The sequence below is a fragment of the Paenibacillus sp. J31R109 genome (assembly GCF_059692055.1).
Genome location: NZ_JCAUAR010000003.1, coordinates 238,644 through 255,506, shown reverse-complemented (window position 1 = coordinate 255,506; position 16,863 = coordinate 238,644). Strand labels below are relative to the sequence as shown.

Annotated in this window: 8 protein-coding genes; 4 read left to right on the top strand and 4 right to left on the bottom strand. The window is 43.4% G+C overall.

Annotated elements, in window-relative coordinates; genetic code table 11:
- The first annotated feature begins 35 nt into the window (after window positions 1-35).
- From AC58QT_RS11135 to AC58QT_RS11120, 4 genes are all read left to right on the top strand, one after another.
- Entirely contained in the window at window positions 36-1,586 is a 1,551-nt protein-coding gene (locus AC58QT_RS11135; protein ID WP_497409035.1) for an extracellular solute-binding protein, read from the top strand.
- Window positions 1,587-1,680: 94 nt separating this feature from the next.
- A complete protein-coding gene (locus AC58QT_RS11130) occupies window positions 1,681-8,745 on the top strand; it encodes a CBM96 family carbohydrate-binding protein (RefSeq protein ID WP_497409034.1) in 7,065 nt (2,354 codons plus the stop codon).
- Window positions 8,746-8,892: 147 nt separating this feature from the next.
- On the top strand, window positions 8,893-9,780 hold the full coding sequence (locus AC58QT_RS11125) for a LysR family transcriptional regulator (protein WP_497409033.1): 888 nt from the start codon (window positions 8,893-8,895) through the stop codon (window positions 9,778-9,780).
- A gap of 293 nt (window positions 9,781-10,073) precedes the next feature.
- Window positions 10,074-11,810, top strand: a complete 1,737-nt coding sequence (locus AC58QT_RS11120) for a response regulator (RefSeq protein WP_497409032.1) — start codon at window positions 10,074-10,076, stop codon at window positions 11,808-11,810.
- Between the two features lie 45 nt (window positions 11,811-11,855).
- Here the strand turns inward: AC58QT_RS11120 and AC58QT_RS11115 are convergent, their stop codons facing one another.
- From AC58QT_RS11115 to AC58QT_RS11100, 4 genes are all read right to left on the bottom strand, one after another.
- Window positions 11,856-12,938 (bottom strand): Ger(x)C family spore germination protein, encoded by a 1,083-nt coding sequence (locus AC58QT_RS11115; RefSeq protein WP_497409031.1) that lies wholly within the window; start codon window positions 12,936-12,938, stop codon window positions 11,856-11,858.
- On the bottom strand, window positions 12,931-14,001 hold the full coding sequence (locus AC58QT_RS11110; protein WP_497409030.1) for a GerAB/ArcD/ProY family transporter: 1,071 nt from the start codon (window positions 13,999-14,001) through the stop codon (window positions 12,931-12,933). The genes AC58QT_RS11115 and AC58QT_RS11110 overlap by 8 nt, the downstream gene beginning before the upstream one ends.
- Window positions 14,002-14,006: 5 nt before the next feature.
- Complete coding sequence (locus AC58QT_RS11105; protein WP_497409029.1) at window positions 14,007-15,335, bottom strand: spore germination protein; 1,329 nt, start codon at window positions 15,333-15,335, stop codon at window positions 14,007-14,009.
- A 579-nt stretch (window positions 15,336-15,914) separates the two neighbouring features.
- The gene (locus tag AC58QT_RS11100; protein WP_497409028.1) at window positions 15,915-16,796 is read right to left on the bottom strand and encodes a LysR family transcriptional regulator; all 882 of its coding nucleotides are present in this window, start codon (window positions 16,794-16,796) and stop codon (window positions 15,915-15,917) included.
- Between the last annotated feature and the right edge of the window lie 67 nt (window positions 16,797-16,863).

Genomic DNA, 16,863 nt, shown 5'->3' with positions numbered 1-16,863 from the left:
AGCTTCATTGTTAAATAATAAGGAGGTTTATTAAAATGAAATTCATTCAAAAAGGGGTTCCAATCGTATCGGCAGCAGCGATTATTATTGCTTTGACGGGCTGTGCTTCGAATACTTCAGAACCGCAAACAACGCAATCTGCTGAAGCAACCACAACGAAGCCAGCAAAGATTCGGGTTTTCACATCCGATTTCTCCCAGCCCGTTCCTGGTGGCAAGGCCATGGATGATCCTACACTTAAGTATGCAGCGCAAAAAACAAATACAGATTTGGATATTGTATTCCTTCCCCATGGTCAGTACGATCAACAGCTGCAAACCAAGTACGCTTCAGGCGATGTAGCCGATGTAGTTATGGGCTGGGGTGTTGGCGGGGATCTCTATGATAACAATCAATTGATACCGCTCAATGAGTATATTGATAAATATGGTCAAAATCTTAAAAAAACAATCCCACAAGCATCTTGGGACGCTGTTACTCGGAATGGGAAAATATATGCTATTCCTGAGTCGGCCAACGGCAATGTGACGGAAAACCGCGTGTTATTTGTCCGCAAGGACTGGATGGATAAAGTAGGCATCAAAGAGGCGCCGAAAACGCCTGAGGAGCTTCTCACGATGCTTCGTGCCTTCCGGGACAAGGATCCCAACGGCAATGGTAAGAAAGATGAAATTCCTTTTTCAGGAAGAGAAGCATTGTCTTGGGTGGAAAATATATTGGGCATGTATGGCCAAAATCAATATACCGCTAAATTTGAAAACAATGAATTTATACCAGGTTATCTTACTAGTAATATGAAACAAGGTCTGGGTTTTCTCCGCCAGATGATGGACGAGAAGCTCATAGACAGCGAATTCATGACAAACAAAAGAAATATTTGGGAACAGAAAATTCAGCAAGGTCTAGTAGGTGTATGGAATCATGACCCAGCTCTGGCATGGGATTGGCAGGATCGTTTGAACAAGTCACTGCCTGGGCAAGGGGCTAACGTTATCGCGATCCCGACACCGAAAGCGCCTGGCGTTGAGAACGTAGGATTTAAACGAGGTGCGAACAATAAGGTATATTTAGTTACCAAGAATGCTAAGGATCCGGCAGCAGTTGTTAAGTTCTTCGACTGGTTGGTTACGCAAGAGGGGCAGGAGTTTGTTAACTTTGGGATACCGGGAGATACCGTTACCAAAACCGGTGGACAAATCGTATACGACAAGCAAAAGGATACGGACAATAAGACAGCTAGCTGGCGGCCTCTTGTTTTAAACCTTGTTGGATTCAATGAAGAAATTCTTAGAGTCAAGCTTGGTAACGATGAAGCATTGGCTAAGCAAAAAGCGGCTTTCGAGGTTGCACGAAATGAATCTATTCCCGACTTAGCAGAAGGAATGCCGACAATTAAATCAAATCAACCTGAAATTCAGGATTTTGGATCATTTAGCTCACCCCTATTTTTAGAAACGGCAGCAAAAATTATTTTAGGTGAAAAGCCCGTTGATTCGTTCGATGATTATGTGAAAAAATATAGATCACTTGGCGGCACAGAAGTCATCCGTCAAGCAACAGAATGGTATAACACTAAAAAGAAATAATTGCTTTGGTTAGGTAAACAGTAAAGAGAGTGTAAGAGATTTAAAGTCTCTTGCACTCCTGTTTTTGAAATTGTTGAGAAGGGAATAGAAGCCTGTGATTTCCAATATTTCTAAAACATTGTGGTCTCGGATTCTGATTGTTTGTTTAATTGTTTTAAACATAAATGGTGTTTACGCAGTCAGTCCTAATGTTGCATCGGCATCAGATACGCTGATAACAAGCGAGGCAGATGCTTACGTAGATGCAGGGAGTGGCAATATGGCCACACAGACTCAGAACTTTAATTTTAATGAATTGCGATTAAAGGAGGATACTAATAATCAAACAAGCACTCCGTATACGAGAAGGGCATATATTCGTTTTGATTTGAGTAGTGTTCCGGCACCATCTGCTATTACACAGGCTAAACTGAGGGTATACGTAAATGCTGGTTCTGCCGTTGGTGTTAATGTTTACGGTATATCTAATGACACGTGGATTGAAAGCGCTATCAATTGGGTGAATAAGCCTGACACGGGGAACTTACTTAATCAAATGACGCTCGGAAACCTAGAAGGATATTACGAGCTGGACGTAACGGATTATATTAAGGCTGAAAAGAGTGCAGATGGTAAAGCATCCCTTGCGTTTATGGCGACAGCGAACGTTAGCCGTACTATTTATTCTAAGGAGGCATCCAATACAGCTCAAAGGCCTGTACTCGTCGTAACGTCAGACAGTACGGCCCCTGTCTATCAGAATTCCGTTGTGGATGCCACCTATCGGAACGTAACCTTGTCCTTTAATGAGCCATTATTTAATAATCGGACGGGTTCCATTAAAGATGCTGTGTATGTATCATCGGGTGGTAATTCGTATCTTCCATTAGGTAGCGGAGATACCGCAAATCTGAACGGTAACTTGTTGGAAGTCAGTTTACTAGAACCACTAAATGGATTTGCAAATAAAATGAAGGTGCAGGCAAATTCCTTGCATGATGCTGCAGGTAATGTCATATCCACAGAAATTGTAACTGGTGCTCTTAGAGGACTACCAAACGGAATTGAGCCTGTTCTTATACAAACCTTATTAGGGGGTAGCGGGAAAGTCGTCAACTTGGTATTCGATCGGGAGATCAGTCGTACCGATACTTTGGATCATTTAAAGTCACATATACAGATTTCGACGGATGGAGGTTCGACGTATCACAGCCTTCTAGAAGCGGATCAAGTCAACGTTGCTGGTAACCAGTTGGAGATCTCTTTAATTGAAGCACTTACCGGAAGCAGCAATCGGATAAAAGTAGCAGCCGGAACACTTCAATCCATTGATTCGGGAGCTTTAACGAGCTTAGATACGATTTCCGATGTACTAAAAGGTTTGGAATCTCGTCGATCATTGGCCATTCAAGCTGATGCGAGAGTGGATAGTGGGGCAAGCAATTTAACCACGAACTACGGCTCCGAGAGCTCTATGATTCTTAAAGAAGGGGGAGCCACCTTCAATCGACGTATTTTCATTAAATTCAATGCATTTGATGTCGGGATTATTAATACAGCCAAGTTGCGTTTGTATTTCACGGATGCTGGTACAGCTCCTGAATCATTGAAGATTTATGCGGTCAACAATGACAATTGGTCGGAGAACAGTATCACATATGCCTCTCAGCCTGCGTATTCAGCCATGATTAATTCCACAAATGTAGGAGTCACTAATGGCTGGTATGAGTGGGATGTGACCACCTATTTGCAAGAGCAAAGTCTAACGGATGGCATGGCTTCCTTTATGCTAATGGGGACCTCATCGATCAATCGTTACGTATCAAGCAAAGAAAGCGGTGCTCTTGCCCCACAGCTCATCATCGATTATGACACGGCTGCACCCGTCATTTCGGAGAGCCAAGTGAGTAATGAAAACAAAACAATAACGTTAAACTTCGATGAAAATATTTACAATCATACGGCAACGAATGCGGACCTGAAAGCTAGGATCCTCCTATCGCAAAACAACGAAGCGTACGCCGCATTGAGTGGGCAGGATACGGTTTCTGTAAACGGGAATAAACTAGTCATTTCCTTACAGGACAGATTGAATTCAGCGGGGGCCCAGATTTCAATACTTGGCAGTACTTTACAAGATGGTTTAAATAATGTAGCTACAGAAGTTGTAGAGACAGGAACATTAACCTACGATGTTGATGCACCTTTACTAACAAACACGGTTCAACTCGATCCGACGAATACAATAGTGACGGTGAATGCGAACGAACCCTTATTCAGCAATATGCCTGACAACACAGCGCTCAAAGCAACCGTTCAACTTTCTAGTGACGGGATTGACTTTCACGCAATTGGGGGTGGCGACACGGTTACTGTCACTGGTGGATCCCTGATTGTTACTATGGCGTCCTCTTTGATTGGCAATACGAACAGGGTGAAGGTTTCATCTAGTGCTTTGAAGGATGTATCTGGGAATATCGCAGCGGGTGAATACATTTCATCTCCTATTCATGCTGACGCTTCCAGCCCACAGCTACAATCCTATTATGTGACTAATTTTAATAAAAAAGTGACGATTGTATTTGATGAAGGCATCTTAAACAACATGCCGAGTGAGGCTGCATTGAAAGCTTCCGTGGAGATCTCCAGGAATGGAGGGGGGGATTACGTTTCGTTAGACGAGCAGGATAAAGTTACACTAAGCGGACGTACGCTTACTGTTCAATTGTCCGATGCATTGACAGGAGGTACTAATCGCTTCCGTCTCGCAGCAGGGACGGTGAAAGATCCAGCCAATAATGCAACTGCGGATATCATTCAGACTGGTGATATCGGTGCGTTAGCCATCGTTTACCCTTATGCACCTCCCAATGAAGAATCGCTTTATTATGCCATGATCGATTCGAAAGACATCACATTCAGCAATGCAGCCGCAGCTCTAGGCTCTACAGCAGAAGCAACAACGTCAGGTGCTTTAGCTACGCTTACGATGGCGATTGCTTCGGGAGACAGGAACCCGGATTATATCGACAGATATGTCAGCTCCATTCGAAAAATGCTTACAACCAAATTGAATATGCCTAACCTGATGGGAGGTCTCGATTCAAGATCACAGTCTCAGATGGTGTACGCGGTTGCCATGATGTGGAATGATTCGGAAATTATGAATCAATTCACTACAGATGAGAAATCCAAGCTAATCACATTTTTAAAAGCTGGGTTAATCAGTACGGCGTACACGCTAAGCGATTTTGACCAGTACGATAATACGAGACCTGGGGACAGGATTGGCGTAAACGGAGATACGAATGTATGGAATGGAGGTAATACGAATCACTCTGAACCTAATATGACTATCTTTTATGCGGCCTCCATGGCATTAGGATTGGAGAATGTTAAACCAATCCTACAGTCGTTCGATCTTCAGACATTTATTAATGAGCTGGACAGTCAGGGACTGACTGCAATTAAGGAGTGTTTCGCAGCAACAACTACGTTTGGTTCGTTATCTGCTAAAGCGACAATGATGCAAAACATTTTGAAAAGCAATAAGTGGTCCTTCAAAGGAGTAACTTTGGAAGAATATCTGTCTAATCCTATGAAGCTCTATGAGGCGACTCAAAGCTACATGTGGTCACTTGTAGCCGAAGATGGCGACTATATTGGTTCTGCTGGTATGGCACAGGAATTCAACTCCACGGATGCTGCTGGAAACCGCCAAAGTGCAACTTATGTTGTATTGGGGATTGATCCTTCCTTATTAAATAGAATATTGCTTGATTACTATGGTTTCTGGCATGCTCCTGGTAACGAAGCAATGGCCGAGGAAATTGAAGGTTGGCAAAAGGTGGGGGTTTCCGATTATTACGCTAAAGTAATTAACGGGTACTACACACAGTCGTGGATGGGGACTCATGTTGAATATTTAACAACGTTCAGGTATTTCCTGGATACAATGGTTTCCTTGGGCTTGTTAAATCCATCTATTTTTAACGATACCTTCAATTATGAGTCAGGTGACCTCGTTTCTGATCAATGGCTTCGTTACGGTGGTAACTGGCGTGTAGTGAATGATTCGATCATACCTTTTAATACGAAAGTGCCGTTAACTAGTGCAGCTGGAGCTACAGCCGTTGATCCTCATGAAAAAATATTGAAGCAGACGGATATGGCCGGAACGTCATTGATCTATTCGGAGAAATCGTTCCAAGACGTAAGCTATATGGCATGGGTCAAGGCACAGCAATTTGGTGAATTTGGTTTGTTAGGAAGAGTAGAGGATGCCGATCATTATTATCTGTTGTCTTATGATGGCAGCAAAATTGCCATAAAGAAAAACAATGGCGGTGTCATGACAACGCTTCAGGAAGCAGCTTATTCATTGTCACAGGGAGATTCTTATCGGTTCCGCGGAGTGTTCACTGGCAACCAAATTGATTTTTATATCAATGGTCAAAAGCTATTAAGCACAACAGATGCAAGCCAAGCCATTGTAAAAGGTTCAGTTGGCTTATTCACAAAGCATGCGGAAGTGAAGTTTGATGGAGTTTTGGTACAGAACTCTATACCACCCGTTACGCATATCAATGAATCCAAGGTTGGAAATGGCCAGGTGCAACTCTGGTTTGAAGATGTAGAAGGCGCGATGGTATACCGTGTGAAATACGGGACGCAGCCTGGTATTTATACGAACACGGTAATCACATCCAAGCATTCGCCTGTTATCACGGGGCTTACCAACAATGTCCCTTATTATTTTGTGGTAACGGCAGAAACTTCTGTCGGCGAGAGTGCGAATTCCAACGAGATGATGGTAACGCCAAGAGTTCCCACGGCAACGGTTCCAGTGTTGAACAGTTTAGTGGCTGAAGGAAATAGCGTATTCGTTAATTTCACAATGGATGCAATCAATACTTCTTATGTCATCAGAATCGGTACCGCTACTGGAAAATATACGCGAAATATTGCAGGGGTCCCCGGTTCGGGGTATGCGATTACGCTGCCTGCTTCTCAAATTCCCTACTACATTGTCGTTACTGGAGAGAACGAATTTGGGGAAAGCAGCCCTTCGAATGAACAGCGTGTGGTAGGTAATGGTGATCAATTGTTTAGTGATGACTATAACGATGGGGAATTCTCTTCCGATTGGATATTATCCAACGGGAATTATAGCTTCACTGAAACGGATGGCAACAAGCGGGTTATGGCAGAAGGAAACAATCCGGACCGGATGTGGATGAATCAAGGTTCCGAATGGATGGATTACAAAGTGTCCGCCCAAATTGAATTACCGCCGCAGAATGTAACAGCAACGCTTATGGAAGCTTATCTTCTGGGAAGAACAACCAATGCTAATAATTATTATCTGGTAGGGTATAAGAAAGATTGGACCGCGGGTCAGGAGATGGCTGTAATCAGGAAAAAAGAAAATGGCATCCTTACAGTTATTAAAGAACAGGCTTTTTCGCTTTCTGCTGGTGAGCATTTGTTTGAAGCGGAGTTCGTTGGAGACATCATTCGTTTGCGCATAGACGGCGCACAAGCTGTTGAGGCGCAAGACGCGGGTCTTGCAAAAGGCACGGCAGGGATACTTGCTTCAAATGCTCATGTTCAATTTGATGATTTTAAGATTGAGCTATTGAATGGATTAATGCCTCCTGAAGTTACGTTAGCTGATCCAACGGAAAACGAGATTAAGGTTTTGTTCGATCCGGTTGATGGGGCAGTCGCATACCGAATTAAGTATGGTGAGGAGCCTGGAACGTACACCGGGCAAATTACTGTAACTTCTATTACACCTAATGGCGTCGTGATCCCAGGTTTGTTAACCGGGAAAACCTATTATGTAACGGTAAGTGCAGTTAGCTCTTTGTTTGAGAGCACTAATGCAACTCCTGTATCGATTACAACGCTAGGTACAGAGTCTGAATCCGGTGAGAATCCAGCTTCAGGTAGTGAAGGTGCTGATCGAGGCAGCTTAATAAAAGAAACTGATAATGTAACGATAGAGCAAAATAGGATAGAGGTACAACCGCAGGTACAAGGCACCATTGCAAAAGCTATATTAACCCCAGATACGATTGAAACTGCCTTACGAGCTTCCACGATTGGTGAGGACGGGGTAAAGTCTGTCATCATTCAAATACAGCATGTGGAAGGCGTCAATGCATATGTTCAACAGCTTCCATCACAGCAATTTCAGGCGGAGGGTCTTCGTTTTAAGCTGATAATTCATACAGAGATAGCTGATTTGACGGTTCCGAACAATATGTTTAAACAAGCTGACCTTGCTGGTGTAGACAACATTGCGCTTACTTTAAAAGTCGCTGACAAGAATTTGCTACCTGATATAAATCGCATTAAAATGGGTGACAAAAAGCTTATTGATGTAAATATTGAGCTAGATGGTAAGGTGTTTGATTGGACAAATAAAAGGGGGAATGTCCAAATCTCTATGGATTACTCCCCTACTGCCGAGGAATTGCGGAATCCAGAACATATCGTGGTTTGGTATTTGAACAACCATGGAGATATGGTGAAGGTACCATCCGGCAGATATAACTTGTCTACAGGCAAAGTGTCATTCACAACCAGTCATTCAAGTACGTTTGCTGTAGGTTATGAAATGAAAACTTTTACAGACCTATCTGATTTCAATTGGGCAAAAAAACAGATCGAAATTCTGGCTTCTAAGGGTATTATTAACGGTATATCGGAAACGGATTTTGCTCCAAAATCCCTTATTACACGGGCCGACTTCATGTCGCTGCTCGTTCGGACTCTAGACTTAGATGCTGATGTCACTACAGGTTTCGCAGATGTCCAGATGACGGATTACTATTATGAGGCGATTGGTATTGCGAAATCGCTCGGTATTGCTCAAGGATCAGGAGAGAACATATTTAATCCATCTGCACCGATTACACGCCAAGATATGGTCGTTTTAACGACAAGAGCACTTCAAATCGCGGGTTATGAGTTGGGCGCGGGAAACACAGCGGATATGAACATGTATACGGACGAGTCGGATATCGCGGGTTATGCTGCTTCAAGTGTATCGCTGCTTGTGGGTAATGGCTTGATTGAAGGGGATGAGTCGAAGAAACTCCATCCTCACACCAATACGCTCCGAGCGGAGGCTGCTATACTGCTCTATCGGATTTATAACCAAATTCACTAAGTTGTATCGGGGCTTCTGAGGGATGTTCGGAGGGGGCCCTTTCTCTAGAGAGAAATATAGCTGGCTAATTACTACCTATTATGATTAACATAGAGATTACTAACATCGTGAATAGTTGTATTTAACCACTTGAGGTAAGGTGCCCCCATGAATTCAGAACAAATTCGATATATTCTACAAGTAGCCACAGATCAATCAATACGAAAAGCAGCAAATAAGTTACATATAACTGCCTCAGCCATTAGTCAATCCATTCAATCCTTAGAAAACGAACTAGGAATAACCATATTCCAACGCACTAGCAAAGGAACAATTCCAACACTTGAAGGCGAAATCATACTATCAAAACTTTTGGATATAAAAGCTAAATATATCGAATTATACGAAGAAATTAATCGCGCAAAAAATGGAAATAATTTGAAATTGAGGATATCGTATTCTAATACATTTGGACATATCATTAAACAAGCGTTAGTTTCTTTCAAAAAGGAATTTAAAGATATCCAAATAGAGCTCCTAGAAAAATTGCCTCAGCAGATTTGTGAAGAAATTACAACCAATAGCATCGATCTTGCTTTTATTCCTGAAGAAAAAGAATTAATGAATCGGAATCTTGATATTGAAACGCTATATAAAAGCCATTTTTGCATTTGCGTTGGAAGAGAGTCTCGTTTTCGATTTAAAGAATATTTAACATGGAAGGATTTAAAAAACGAATCCATCATTGTTCTCGACTCTAGCTCTCATAAAGAAATGATCAAAAGAGCAAATTTAGATGGGAATTCAATTTATGTAACGGTGACCGTTACTGAACCAATGGGTGAGTTTATAATGAAATCGAATGCCTTTACAATTATGGACAATTTCACAGTAAAGGGCCATGATCACATTATTAATGGAAATCTAATTCAAATTCCATATAAAAATCCAGATTTTTTATATAGAGATATTTGGGCCGTTCATTGCAATACGAATCTAACCAGCTATACCAAGGCATTCTCAAAACATTTACTTGCTCAATTTGAGAAAGAGTAAGCACTTCGTGGGACAGCCCCTTCATTAATTCACTAACAGAATTCATGGGGCACCATACCTCAAGTGGATAAATAAAACTGTACACAGTGTTAATAATATCTGGGTTGAACCTACTCATTTAAATAATATAATTACAAGATGATGGAGAAGTCTGCTCTATCATCCATTTATTATATAAAAATTTAGTTTCATGCAAAAAGCTTGACCGCTTCTCGAAACGGTACAATCGGCCTGTTAAGCATCTATGCTCATAAATGTGATCTTGACAACATGAGAGAAATGAGGAATACAGCTTGGATGAGAATATCCATGATTACGAGAAAGCTAGCCTGAGTTTGGAGTTTGAAAGTAGACAAAAGTATCTCGACGAACTGAGGCAGCAACTGGAAGTTTTGAAGGATCCTACAAACACAATCAGTTCTGATGAGCTGATCGAACAATCGAGAGAATGGTACCGTATCGGTCATACCATCAAAGGAACCGCCCCGATTCTGGGAATGGTTCGCATGGGAAGAGTAGCTGCCCAATTCGCCGAATGCTGGGAATGGAGCTACGAAACGAATTACTTATCAGGAAACGACATTCAAAGTCAGGTTCAGGATTGCTACGTAGCCAGTCGCTCCCTTTTACATGAGCTTGAAATGGAATTTGAAGTCAACTGCAAGGAACTTCTGTTGGAACAAAAGCAAGCACCGCTCAAGGAGGTCCTCCCCTCTCAACTCTTAGGCAGCAGATTGCTGGTTGTAGATGATGACCGTGTGTTACGGTCTTATTTGGCTCGCAAGCTTAGGCTTGAGGGTTATATCGTAGATGAGGCCTCGAATGTGGAAACTGCAATCAAGCTGCTGAAAGAGAATGACTATCAGTTAATTACGCTTGATCTTATGATGCATCCGAAGAGCGGATATGAAATATTCGAGGTGCTGAAAGAAGATCCAATGATTAAATGGCTTCCCATGCTTGTGTTGTCCGGCCGCAATGATATGAAAGATGTCGTCCGATGCTTTCGAATGGGGGCTGACGATTTCGTCACCAAACCATTTCGCTATGAAGATCTGAGCGCGCGGATTCAACGGATGCTACTGCGTCACATGGAGTTTGCGCTCATGGCGTTTAACGATCCGTTGACCGGAATTCATAATCGACGGTATTTCGACCTGCAGCTTCAAGTGGAAGTAAACCGTGCACAGAGATACAATGAGCCGTTGACGCTGGTCATCATTGACATTGATTTCTTTAAAGCCATTAACGATAAACATGGTCATCCAGCTGGCGATCTCGTGCTGCAGAAATTCAGTCACTTGCTGCAAAGCTGCCTGAGGAACACCGATATACTGGCACGGCTTGGTGGTGAAGAGTTTGGTGTCATTTTGCCGGGGATTACCGATCTCGAAGCGGAACAAATCATGAACCGCATCTTGCAACAAGTTCGCAATGAGCCGATTGCCCAACACGATTTTTTTGACTATTTTATTACTTTTTCGGCAGGCATCTCGTCCTGGAATTCAAGCAAGTCTGTTCAGAACTGGTTTCAAGTCGTGGATTATACAATGTATAAAGCAAAATGCAACGGGCGGAACCGTGTTGTTCGAACGTCCTACGGGATGACGAGGGAAAATCCGGCTGACTTGGAACTTCCATCCGAAAAGTCCATAACAATATTGATTGCTGACGATGACCGTTTGCTCCGTACGATGCTTGCCGATCAATTCAGGAAGAGGCCCTACAAACTGATTGAAGCGCAAGACGGAGAAACTGCTTATCGGATCTTAGTCGAGGATCAGCCAGATATTTGTATCTTGGACTGCATTATGCCGGGGATGAGCGGATTTGAAGTGCTTGATAGATTGAGAACAGAAGGCACACGTGCAGCAAAAACCCAAATCATACTCCTATCCGGAAGAAGCAGCGAAGAGGATGTACATAAGGGGCTGAAACTTGGTGCAGATGCGTATATGTTTAAACCATTCTCCTTAATTGATGTGGAAATGAAAGTGAGCAAGATGTTGTTCGCTGCACGAAGTCATTAATTGCTTTTCTTTGCGACGACTAATAGTCCGATTAATTTGTCTAAGCTATTCCGCTTGCACTAGGCTACCTAGGTTATTAATCTTGACTTGAACGAGGTAGTGAACTTTTAATTCAGGATAATAATCGCTGCGCCACTTTGCAAGATTCTCGAATGGAATTTTGCTGCGGAAATGATTGCCCAGCCCCATCGGATCGGCACCTGTTTGAATCAGCTTGTTCGTGACACGCTCCAAATCTTTCAAGAATAACTTTTCGAGATCGGACTCATGTTCGCTTTTAGGCTTCTCGATTCTCGATTCCGATAGGCTTGTCTGCAAGCTGAGCTTGCCTACCAATTCCGGACCGTTCTCCGTCACCCGGCTACTCCAGTGCATATGGGCGGATAGAATGTTGAGGCTCGCACTTTCCAGCACTTCGACGTCCGCGCCGTAAAAGCGGTTGGTGATCACGTTTACGACCAGCGTCTCTTTATCGCTCAGCCGGCCGATCATTTTCCCTTTCTTTAGTATGGCGGATCCATCGAACTCGAGCACCGTCTCACGGCCCGGTTTAATAATCGGGAGCAAGACGTCCTGTGTATAGGATCGTGTCGAGGAGAAGGACTCCATTAAGCTGGCCTTCGCCGTTTTGGGCGTCCATCCGGCGCGTTTGTTCGCGAACTTGTAGAAAGTCGTGATGTCGCTCGTAATAGCCTTCTTCGTATTGCTCAACAATTCTTCCATGTCGCTGTCTGTTACGGCAAGTAATGTCTTTGGAGGGAATGCCGTAGCTCGGATCGCATTAGTCAATGCGTCTTGCAGTCCTTCAAGGGCGAGCTCTTGGCTGACGACTATTAGCTGTATGCTAAGTAAATCGATGTAATTCTCGATATCAGTACGAATGTTGTCAATGCCTTCGCTGATCGTAGAGGCTTCCCGAGAGACGACTTTGACGTTCAGCTTCTGTTCTGCTGGAATGGGGATCTGCAGCGAAACTTTATACTTCTTCTCCTGCCCTTTGGAAACACCCATTATTACGGGTACGGTACGCTGATTGATATCATGGTAATCCCAGCATCCTGTTGTAATTAGGCAGCATCCGAGCCAGATGGCGAGGAGACATATCCCTGTTCGCACTCGCTTACACACGTGGTTTTCCTCCGATCTTTACCCGATTGCGGTAATAAAAGCTGACCATCGCAAGGATGAATAGTAAGCAGAAACGCAATGGCCCTCCCGAGAGCAATAACCGTTCTAAATCTTCCAAACTGGGAACGTAATACGCGAAGACTATCGCAAACGCTCCCACGAATACTGGATTTGTAATCAGTCTTGGGACGAAGGAAGAATGATGGGCAAGCTGTCTTGTTACCCATAGCAGACCGCTAATATTAATCAACGTGCTGAACATGGTGGCCATGATGTAGAACAGGGACATCCGGTCGAAGAAAAACCAATTTACTCGAACCGTGTCCAACAGCACGATCATGGGAAATCGGAGATTGTCCGCGACTTCTTGGCCGAATGCACTGATCGGAAGATAGACGTTCAACAGATATAAGAAGAGCGAAACGACCCATGCCCCCCATAGCCAGCGCTTTTCGGATTCGGCATAAGGCCCGAAGAAGCCGATCAGGCCGAAGACATTTACGAAAATTGAGAATGCCGGCAGAATACCCGGTTCATTCATGAACTCCAATGTTGGCTTGATCGGAAAAATCATGTCTAGATTCGCGTACTTTATGGTGGAAAAGATGGTTAAGGACAAAAGGGGGAGCCCGAAGCTGCCAATCACGAGTGATAGCCGCAGCAGCGAATCGCGCTCGGCGTAAGAAATACTAAGCGCGGTTGCGATCAACAGCACTAACAACACCCATAATGGAGTCTGAGGCAAATACAGGATGCTGAGAATTTGGGCATGTCCGCGGATCATGATTCCGATGGCAAACATATTGCTGAATATGAAAGGCCAAACCAAGCCTAAGCGAAACCATGATCCGGACTGTTGGAGCTTGGTAAGCAGATTGGTCTTATCGGCGCGAAAGCCTCCGATGAACAGACGCAGCATCAAACCTTGAACCAGCCATCCGATGATGATGACGAACCAATGGCCGCTGGGTTGGGATTGAATGATGCTTTTTGGGAACACGAATATTAACAATCCGAACTGTAGCACAAGAAAGAAGGTCGCGACACTGATTCCTCGGATCATTCTGTTCACTCCTTTTTCCTAATAGGCTCGAATGGAATCATTGGATGCCGCATTAGCATAGCCGAGCTGACGAGCGAGAGTAATATATAGAATCCACATACGATGCCGAGCGGACCGAACAACGAAGCAAAGAAGAGCATGATATAACGCCATAACCGGATGACGAGAGTAAAGTGATACCCAATGACGGTAAAATTGGCGATGGTAGAAGCTGCGATGATGATAATCAACAGACTGCTGACGAGATTCGCTTCGACGACAGCCTGTCCGAGAATAATGCCGCCGACCATGGTCATCGCAGGACCGATGCTCTTTGGAAGCCGAACGAGCGCTTCGAACAACATCTCGATAATGAAAAGCAGAATGAGCGCTTCCGTCAAGGAGGGGTAAGGAACGCCGACTCGGCTCAACGCGATGGAATAGATGAGCTCGATTTTCATAACGTCCGGATTCACCGAAATGAGAGCAACATAAGACGCTGGCGCGCAGATGGCGATGAGTACGCCTAGAATACGGAACGTAACGATCATAAACGCGGTAGTGGGCGTATATTCGCGGTCGGTATCCGCGATGAACAGGTCAGGTAGCTCTACGGGAATGACGATGGCTTCCGGATAGCCATCGACAAGCAGTACAATTCGGCCTTTTTTCAGGAAAAAAGCGACCTCGTGCGGCGACTCCGTCTTGACGAACGATGGGAGGGGACTCCATTTTGGCGTACTGCGTAGCCAGCTGGAGACTTGCTGAAGTGAAGCGAACGGCTTGTTCGCGTGCGCTTGCAGCGCTTTCTCGATATCGGTTACTAACGCCGGATCCGCCACGTTTGTCAATGAAAGCACGAGAATTCTTCTCTTCTCGCGTGAACCGATGTCGACATTCACCTGCTTTAAATCCGGGGAACGAAGCTCGCTCCGGATCAGCCCGATATTGGTCGTCAGGTTTTCGATGAAACCGGTTTGCGATGAGATGAGGATATTCTGATTGTTCGTCGTGCCGACCGGGCGATACAGCTGCTTCACTTCGGACTGCACCCAGGCTGCACCTGTTCCTTCAGGCTGCAGAATCAGGGTCTTGCCTTCAAGAAGGCCTTGGACAAGATCCCCTCGCGGTGCTTCTGCGCCAAGCTCTCCGAGCAGATCCTCCCAATTCGATGCGTGTTCTCGTCCGGCTTCCGACAGGCGTCGAGCTGTTGCTGCAACATCTACCAGACTGGTTAAAGCGATTATTTCTAACGAGATCCCGCGTATCTGAAGGGGCTGAATGTGGAAGTCTAATGCGTGCCCCAGTTGCTCAACGATCTGTTTTCGCTGCGTCTTGCTGTGCTCTACAAGCATTTCCATCACCTGAGCTTTAGTATTGGCAATCGTAACCAGAATTATGTAAAAAACAGGCACAAGAATACGGATGTCGAAGGAGAAGCGACCTTCGTTAATTTCTGTGATTTACGTTGATGTGTACTTAGCTGGTCGGAGGGAAATTGAATATCATAATTAAAGCATAAATTCGGAGTGGTATTGAGTACGTCGTTAAGTCTTTCGTCTTTTGTTATTGGAGACAAAAGACCTTTTTGCGTTTCGTCCTAATGGGAATGGATCCACTGAAGATACTCACGAAAGGAATCATATACATAAGATGTTGAGAGATTTTGAGAGAGGTAGAGTGACCCGAAAAACGTCCTAGAAAACCCACTTCCATTCCCGGTTTGCAGCACTTCGCTGAGGGCTAACACCACAAGATCGATGAATGCTGGCGAATTGGGCACCAGTCGATAGTTCAGGTGAAGCATTTCAAAACTTTATTTGTCACTATAATTTTCAAGTGAACAAAGCCAGCAAACTATGTGTTTGCTGGCTTTGTTCACTTGAAAACCAATTTGTCACCAAACATCGGTTTCTTTATAATAGTTTACTCTATTAGTCAAATTGAGCTCGTACATGTTTTGAAAATGCCTTGGTGTAGCTGGATAGATTCGTATTGCAATGAACGGCCCAAATATCTCTATATAATAAATCTGGATTTTTATATGGAATTAGGATTAAAGTTCCATTAAGAATGTAATCATGGCCCTTTAAAGTAAAATTGTCAAAAATTGTAAAGGCATTCGATTTTATCATAAATTCACCAATTGGTTCAGTAACGGTTACCGTTACATAAATTGGATTCTGATCTAGATTTGCTCTTTTGAACATTTCTTTATGAGAGCTAGAGTCGAGAAGAATGATGGATTCGTTTCTTAAATCCTTCCATGTTAAATATTCTTTAAATCGAAAACGAGACTCTTTTCCAACGCAAATGCACAAATAGCTTGTATATAGCTTTTCAATGTCAAGATTACGATTCATTAATTCTTGTTGTTCACCAATAAAGGCAAGATCGATGCAATTGGTTGTAATTTCTTCGCAAATCTGTTGAGGCAATTTTTCTAGGAGCTCTATTTGGATATCTTTAAATTCCTTTTTGAAAGAAACTAACGCTTGTTTAATGATATGTCCAAATGTATTAGAATACGATATCCTCAATTTCAAATTATTCCCATTTTTTGCGAGATTAATTTCTTCGTATAATTCTAAATATTTTGTTTTCATTTCTATAAGTTTTGACAGTACGATTTCGCCTTCAAGTGTTGGAATTGTTCCCTTGCTAGTTCGTTGGAATATGGTTATACCTAGTTCATTTTCTAATGCTTGAATGGATTGACTAATCGCTGAGGCAGTTATATGTAATTTATCTGCTGCTTTTCGTATTGATTTTTCTGAGGCTACTTGTAGAATATATCGGATTTGTTCTGAATTCATAGGGGCACCTTACCTCAAGTGGTTAAATACAACTATACACGGTGTTAACTATCTCTAGATTGATCAT